This is a genomic window from Brachyspira innocens ATCC 29796 (assembly GCF_000384655.1).
GTDB lineage: Bacteria > Spirochaetota > Brachyspiria > Brachyspirales > Brachyspiraceae > Brachyspira > Brachyspira innocens.
Window position 1 is genome coordinate 1 of record NZ_ARQI01000048.1, and the last position, 6,621, is coordinate 6,621.

Sequence of the window (6,621 nt, forward strand, 5' to 3'; positions counted from 1 at the left end):
CCTGCCATAATATGTCTAACTAATACATTTTTAGGTAATATTAAACTTGTTACAGTTCTCTCACCCTGTGTTATTGGATATTTTAAGTTTATTACTATTTCATTATTCACTTTATACACTCCAAAATATTTATTTTATTTTTTCGCTGAACTTTGAATTATAAGTAACTTCATATTCTCCCTGACCTAATTCTACTTTGTCAGTTACCCAAGCATTAGCCATCATATAAACCATTCCATTTTTAAAATAAATAGTTAATGTATCATTTTTTACACCTGAAAATACTCCAGGATCTAATACAGCATTTAATTTTAATTTAAGCTCTGCTACTGTATTGGTTTCAACATAGCCAGTAGCATTCGGAGTTTCTCCTATTTTTGTTTCTCTTGAATATGACTGAGGACTGAAAGTTGTACCATTAGCCTGTAAAGGCAAATCTCCCAATAATCTTGAAGTAACTTTATATACCTTGAATAATTCCATAAAAACAAGGATGTTTTACATCCGCCTCCTTTATTATTTATTTTTTACTTAAATTGATTCAATCCAGCTCCTATATAGAACTGACCTATTAATATTGGCTTATGTACATATTCAAGCCAAGTTTTTGTACCTGATTTTACTTGTGCAGTTATACTTTCTTTATATGATTGAAAATCTTGTGTCCAAGCACGCTCTTCCATAAATACAGATTGATATAATTCACATAGAAATGATGTCCATACTTCAGCATTCATTACTTTAGCACCAGCTCCGAAATCTTCATTTGTACTTGATAATTTCCATCCTTTGAATCTTGTTTTAGCTTCATTATTTATATAAGTTCTTATAGCATCTATAGTTTCTACAATTTGAATATCTAAATACGAAGTGTCTCTTGCACCTTCTGAATTAGTTGTATAACTTGTAACGAGTCTTTCTATTAAAACATTTCCATGAGCATCTGTATTGTAAGTTGCAACTCCTCCTGTAAGTAAGTTTTGACGTTCTTCAAATAAAAGAGATTTATTTGTAGTTATTCCTGCAACTTCTAACCCCAAAGTATTTGCTGAAGGATCATTTATAAGTTCAGTAATAGCAGCAGCAGCTATTTTAGTTAAAAATATTATAGGAAACTCATTTGTATTAATAGATGATGAAGTTTGTACTATAGGAATAAAGCATATATGAGGGCTGTTTACTTTTGAGGCTTTGCCTACTATACTGTCATTTTCGCTTGTATCTCCTATTTCTCCTTTCAAATATGCAAACATTCTTCCGCCTATTTGCCTAGTTGCAGAATATCTGCTTTCTAACTCTTCAGCAAACTTTTTTAATGTATTTTCATCATTAAAAGCATTTATTATATAATTGTATCTAGTTTCTCCAATAGCATCAAAATATACTTTCCAATCTGAAACAGGAGAATCTGCTGCATCTGTTTTACTATCTTCAGCAAAAGTAATTTTTGAATTATCGCTTTCTATATTTAATATAATTCCATAATTACCTTTATTTAATGCATTAAAAGTTATATTCCAAGTAGCATCTTCATTTGCTGATTCTCCAGAAATAGCATTCATAAAGAAGTTAAACATTGTATTAACAGAAGCTGCTATTTTTCCTGCTATAGTTTCTGCTGTATCTTCTTTTACAACTGAAATATTTATTTCATTTGTATTTACTGTAATCTTTATATTACCTGTTTGATTAGCTTCTGTTAATGCTATTTTATATGTTTTTGAATATGCAGTTCCATTATCAGTAATAGGCAATGCATATAGTTCATCATTCTTATTTACTGATAAAAATTGTTCGCACATTACAGAAAGTATTGAACCATATCCAAATTTTTCACCAGCTTTAATAGTAGATGTTATTCTTTCTATAACTCCATTTTTTGCAGTACCTGTAGCTAAGAAAGGACCTACTAAAAGTATTCTTTTAATTTCTGTTCTTGTACCTGCTAGTGAATTATCTACTTCTTGATATTGTCCAGGAACAAGTAAAGAATCAGGTATTTGACTAAAATTAATTGTTGACATTTGCATTTACAAGAACTTAATTTGTTATTAGTTCCTGTTTCCTCCTTTTATTATTTATTTATGAATTATCTTTAATGTTTACTATATCTTCTGCTGTTTTATCTTCTACTTTATGTTCAGCATCATATCCTTCAAAATCATCCAAACCAGAAACATCGTTTATATCACCATCTATATTTATACTTCTTACATTCAAATCCCAAGATATACCCCAAAGACATGCATTTATTTTATCAAGCTCACCAGAATAAAGACAATCAGCTGAAATATTCTTACTATCGTATCCCCAGCTTCCAGAATCTATATTTTTTATGCATGCTATTAAAGCTCCAGTTATTTCAAGTCCGCTGTCATATATTTTGTCTTTTTGATTAGCTCTTACAACAACATAATTTACAAATCTAATATATTCTTTTTCTACATTAATATTTGCCATAGAAACGAATATACTTGGAGCTTTAATAAAAATCCTTTTAATTTCATCAATATTCAAAGCACCTGCACTAGCTTCTACATTTATTTTTATCTTTCTATCTTCAAAATATTTTTTTATTTGATTTTCAACATTATTTCTAATATCAAGATATGTCATTTTATTGTGCATACTCACTTTTTTAATTATTAGCTTTCTTTATACTATTTTCCAAAAACTCATTTATGATATTTTCAATATCTGCATAATTATCGCTGCTTAAACCTAAAAATTCCCTTTGAGGTATATTTCTTGAATCATCTCCAAAATTGTGAACAGCAGCATAAACTTTTGTAGCTCCTGTTAGCAATTGACTATTATTTACTTGGCTTTCTATAGTATCTCTTAATTGTCTAGTCCTGCTTAATATACTCCCTACTATTCCTTTTTTGTTATAATATTCTCTAGTTTTTTGGGATATATCTTTCCATTTATTCCCGCTTACATCTCTTTGATTTTCAAATCTTTCCTCTATTTGAGTTTCTATTTCAGTACCTATAGCCTCTAAAATATCTCTTTCCTCGCTTGAAGATAATTTTAGACTTTTTAATTTATCTTGTAATTTTTTTATTTCTTCAATATCTGTTATAAAAACTTCTGCAGACATTTTTATATAAATTCACCTTTCTTGAAAAATCTATTATCAAATAAATCTTTATCAGTTTTTTCATCTACTATAAAAGAGCTTTGCAAATTTGGTCCAGAAAGTCCTCCTTTATATTCCTTATCTATTTTTTCAAGCATATTCATTGCATTTTTATATTTTTCTCTTGAATCTTCATCACTTGATACTTTGTCATTTATTCTTAAAAAAGCTATATCACAGCATATAGTTTTTAATACGCTTTCAAACTGAATAGGAATATTTTCTGTAATATCATTTATCTCTTTATCTATAATCCAAGATAAATGAGATACTATAATACCTGTAGCATCATTAATAGCCTGCAAAACATGTTCTTTAGGTTCTCCTTCATCTTTTAATTCAGGCAAAACATCTTGTGAATACCTGCTTGCAAATTCTTCATAGGATATTAAACTCTTCATTATTGTTATGTTCGCCTCGCCTTAAAGAAGTGAATAAGTAAACTTATTCACACGTCTGGCTAGCTCGGCTCACTTACTCCTTATTGCTATACAAAAACATACTTATTAATCTAAAGCATCAGTTATTATTAAATGTTTATCTTTCTTTAAAATTTCTAATACTTCTTTTGTTATTTGATACTCTCTAAACACATTAAAAAACTTTATTCCAGCTCTATAATAGCTATTATTTCCTGTATCGCATTTTACAAATACTTTTATTTTTTCTGATTTGTTATCGCTTTCAATATTATGTAAATCTGATTGTTTTGTATTATCTTGCTGTAAATCATTTATTCCATCTTTATTATTAATATTTGTATTTTCTGTACCTTGATCCTCTTTATTTTCAATATCATTTTGTTTAGTTTTTGGCATATACAACTCCTTAACTAATTAAAGCCAATCACAAACTATAATTTCAACTTTTTTATAGTTTATATTTCCAGCACCTGCAGCATTATTTGCTACATTGAAAATACTTTCTGCTTTACTTTGCAAATCTGGAGGTATTACTATATGTGTTGCTCTAATACCCATTTTTCTTCCTCCATCTTTAGTAACTTTTCTCATTTGTGCATAAGCCTTTTCAAAATTTTCAGCTGTCAAATCTTCTTTACTTATTAATGCCTGCTGCCAAAAACCATAGCAAAAAGCACCTCTCCAAGAGCTTCCAAACATATAAGCATCATTAGTAAATACATATTCACTATTTGGATTAGTTATAGCTTCCATTTTTAAAGCCTCTCTTTGCTGGAATATAAAAGGCTTTAATGATTTGCTTAAATCAAGCAAATACCATGCAGTAGAGCTTCCAGCACCATAAATATTAGAAGTCGGAGTATTTGAACCAGTACCATCACTATTTTCATAAACAGGGTGGTCTGAATCAAAAAAGTTCTGACCATCATAACACAAAGCAGATTCTCCATTCTTTAAAAGATCAGCAGCGGATTGATTAAAGAACTCTATAGCGGCTTCTGCCTGTCTTGCTGCCTTTATTCTATATGTCCCTATATTATCATTTTCTAAATCCATACGCTTAACACCTAAAGTAGCTTCATAATTTTTGTTGCTTACTGTATATGAGTGTTCTTTCATATCTTTTACTTGTCTTGCTGATGTCCATTCCTTAAACTCTGGAAAATCTCCCAACAAATCATAAGTATTTGATGCTGAGTTTGAAGCTATTTGAGTACATACCTTGTTATAAAAACTATCTGGAGATAATTTTCCATAGGCATTATTAAACTCATGTTTTATTACAGTTTTTAATGATTGTAGTTTTGAATCAACAGTTACTGGCATTTATTACTCCTTAATTATTATACTCAGTTTCTCACTTTATTTTTCATTTTTTTTCATTGCTAACATTTCTTCTTTAGTATATCCCATAGCTCTAGCTACTTCTTCATCTGCTTCATTCAATGAAATATTATCTGTTTTATTTGGAATATTTGTTTCTCCAAAAAGTCCTGCTTTTGGAGTGTTCTCCATAATTTTATTGAACTTTTCTATTCCTCCATCTTCCATACATAAAGATAAATATACATCTTTTGTAGAAGGGGCTATTTTTCCATCATTTATAGCTTTTTCTACAGCGGCTTGAGCATCTTTTTCAAGATTTACTTTTTTTAATTCCGCAAATTCTTTATTTACTTCATTTAATGCTTTTTCTAAATTAGTATTTTTTTCAATTAAAGATTTTTTATTTTCTCTTTCATTATTTAATTCTAATTTTAAACTTTCTATCTCATTTTTTGTTTTGTTTATTGCATTAAGAACTTCAGAATCTGAAGCACTTTCATTTATACCTAATGCATTAGTAATTTCTTTACTCATATTATCTCCTTTATTACTATTTTCACCGAGTAATTGCCTTTCAGCAAACTCATTTTGTTTATTATTTAAAGCAGTTAATCTCAAATTAGGGTTATTTGTTATTGCTGCCCTTAATATTGATATTATATTTCCGCTTTTATCTACTTCATAAACAGGGCTTATATATTTATATTCTTTACTTTTTATTTTGGCAGATCCTGATTCAGTCCATTCAACCAAAGCCCAAACTGAATTATCTTCTTTAACAAAAAAATCATGCATCCAGCCCATAGCTTCTGTACTTTGTCCCGTACCTGCTGTATAATCTATTTTATGATTTTCATCTATAACTACATATTTTAATTTTGAATTAGTTTTACTGATAATAGCTTGTTTGTCTATTGCTTTAAAAACTCTTCCATCAAACCCAGCAAAAATTTCTTCGCTTGGTATTAATTCTATTTCTTTGGGAATAGTTTTATTATAATCTAGTTCAAAAGCATTTACACTTTCTTTCATATCCATAACTAGATTATAGAGTTTTATTAAACTTTTATAGACTAAAGATTTTTAGATTTTCTATTATTGTTATGTTCGCCTCGCCTTAAAGAAGTGAATAAGTAAACTTATTCACTGGCTCGGCTCACTTTTTTAAATAATATCTTTCTATCAATATAAGGATTTTGTCTGATATATTTAAAATAAATTTTTTGAAGGTTTTGATTTGATTTTTATGTTTTTTAATGCTTGATTCTTTAATTTTATAAATGTTGCAAAAGTAATATTATATTTTGAACATATTTCAAATTGAGTTTTATTTTTATCTTTTGATTTATTATATTCATCTAGTATTTCTGCTGCTATTTCTTTTCTAAAATATTTTATTTCCAGAGGCACATATTCTGATATGTTATAAAAGTTTTCTAAAAATATACGTGTAATTTTTTCACTTGTTCCATATTCTACTTTTCCATTTTCTTCATCTAATTCATCATAAATCAAATTAAATATTTCATTACTTCTTTTACTTTCTGTAGAACTTGAAAAATATACTTTCTGACCTCCGTATTTTCTGCAAAAACAACGAAGAGTTTTTATCATCAACTCTTCGCTTATACCAGCTTCAAGTAAGCTGTCTTTTATAGAATTAATAAAATCGTTATTCATTTATAATTTATTTTTTAATTTCCTGTATTGCTGTTATTAATATATTAGCTT

General features: G+C 28.2%; 9 protein-coding genes. All 9 read right to left on the minus strand.

Annotated features, from left to right (window positions below; all coding sequences use genetic code 11):
- Positions 1-129: 129 nt before the first annotated feature.
- Positions 130-483, minus strand: coding sequence for a phage tail tube protein (locus F811_RS0100855; protein ID WP_014486583.1), 354 nt, complete (start codon positions 481-483; stop codon positions 130-132).
- A 44-nt stretch (positions 484-527) separates the two neighbouring features.
- Positions 528-2,024 (minus strand): phage tail sheath protein, encoded by a 1,497-nt coding sequence (locus tag F811_RS0100860; RefSeq protein WP_156821974.1) that lies wholly within the window; start codon positions 2,022-2,024, stop codon positions 528-530.
- A 58-nt stretch (positions 2,025-2,082) separates the two neighbouring features.
- Positions 2,083-2,628 carry a hypothetical protein gene (locus tag F811_RS0100865; protein ID WP_232473715.1) on the minus strand — a complete coding sequence of 182 codons (546 nt, stop codon included), beginning with the start codon at positions 2,626-2,628 and terminating at the stop codon, positions 2,083-2,085.
- Positions 2,629-2,638: 10 nt separating this feature from the next.
- Positions 2,639-3,103 carry a phage virion morphogenesis protein gene (locus tag F811_RS0100870; RefSeq protein WP_020003422.1) on the minus strand — a complete coding sequence of 155 codons (465 nt, stop codon included), beginning with the start codon at positions 3,101-3,103 and terminating at the stop codon, positions 2,639-2,641.
- A 2-nt stretch (positions 3,104-3,105) separates the two neighbouring features.
- The gene (locus F811_RS0100875; protein WP_020003423.1) at positions 3,106-3,543 is read right to left on the minus strand and encodes a phage protein Gp36 family protein; all 438 of its coding nucleotides are present in this window, start codon (positions 3,541-3,543) and stop codon (positions 3,106-3,108) included.
- A gap of 105 nt (positions 3,544-3,648) precedes the next feature.
- Positions 3,649-3,960 carry a hypothetical protein gene (locus F811_RS0100880; RefSeq protein WP_020003424.1) on the minus strand — a complete coding sequence of 104 codons (312 nt, stop codon included), beginning with the start codon at positions 3,958-3,960 and terminating at the stop codon, positions 3,649-3,651.
- 18 nt (positions 3,961-3,978) lie between these two features.
- A complete protein-coding gene (locus F811_RS0100885; protein WP_020003425.1) occupies positions 3,979-4,890 on the minus strand; it encodes a Mu-like prophage major head subunit gpT family protein in 912 nt (303 codons plus the stop codon).
- A 36-nt stretch (positions 4,891-4,926) separates the two neighbouring features.
- The gene (locus tag F811_RS0100890; protein WP_020003426.1) at positions 4,927-5,922 is read right to left on the minus strand and encodes a phage protease; all 996 of its coding nucleotides are present in this window, start codon (positions 5,920-5,922) and stop codon (positions 4,927-4,929) included.
- A gap of 177 nt (positions 5,923-6,099) precedes the next feature.
- A complete protein-coding gene (locus F811_RS0100895; protein WP_020003427.1) occupies positions 6,100-6,570 on the minus strand; it encodes a hypothetical protein in 471 nt (156 codons plus the stop codon).
- Positions 6,571-6,621 lie beyond the last annotated feature (51 nt).

Coding starts and splice junctions, on each gene's coding strand:
- F811_RS0100855 (WP_014486583.1), bottom strand. CDS start 483: ATGGAATTATTCAAGGTATATAAAGTTACTTCAAGATTATTGGGAGAT.
- F811_RS0100860 (WP_156821974.1), bottom strand. CDS start 2,024: ATGTCAACAATTAATTTTAGTCAAATACCTGATTCTTTACTTGTTCCT.
- F811_RS0100865 (WP_232473715.1), bottom strand. CDS start 2,628: ATGCACAATAAAATGACATATCTTGATATTAGAAATAATGTTGAAAAT.
- F811_RS0100870 (WP_020003422.1), bottom strand. CDS start 3,103: ATGTCTGCAGAAGTTTTTATAACAGATATTGAAGAAATAAAAAAATTA.
- F811_RS0100875 (WP_020003423.1), bottom strand. CDS start 3,543: ATGAAGAGTTTAATATCCTATGAAGAATTTGCAAGCAGGTATTCACAA.
- F811_RS0100880 (WP_020003424.1), bottom strand. CDS start 3,960: ATGCCAAAAACTAAACAAAATGATATTGAAAATAAAGAGGATCAAGGT.
- F811_RS0100885 (WP_020003425.1), bottom strand. CDS start 4,890: ATGCCAGTAACTGTTGATTCAAAACTACAATCATTAAAAACTGTAATA.
- F811_RS0100890 (WP_020003426.1), bottom strand. CDS start 5,922: ATGAAAGAAAGTGTAAATGCTTTTGAACTAGATTATAATAAAACTATT.
- F811_RS0100895 (WP_020003427.1), bottom strand. CDS start 6,570: ATGAATAACGATTTTATTAATTCTATAAAAGACAGCTTACTTGAAGCT.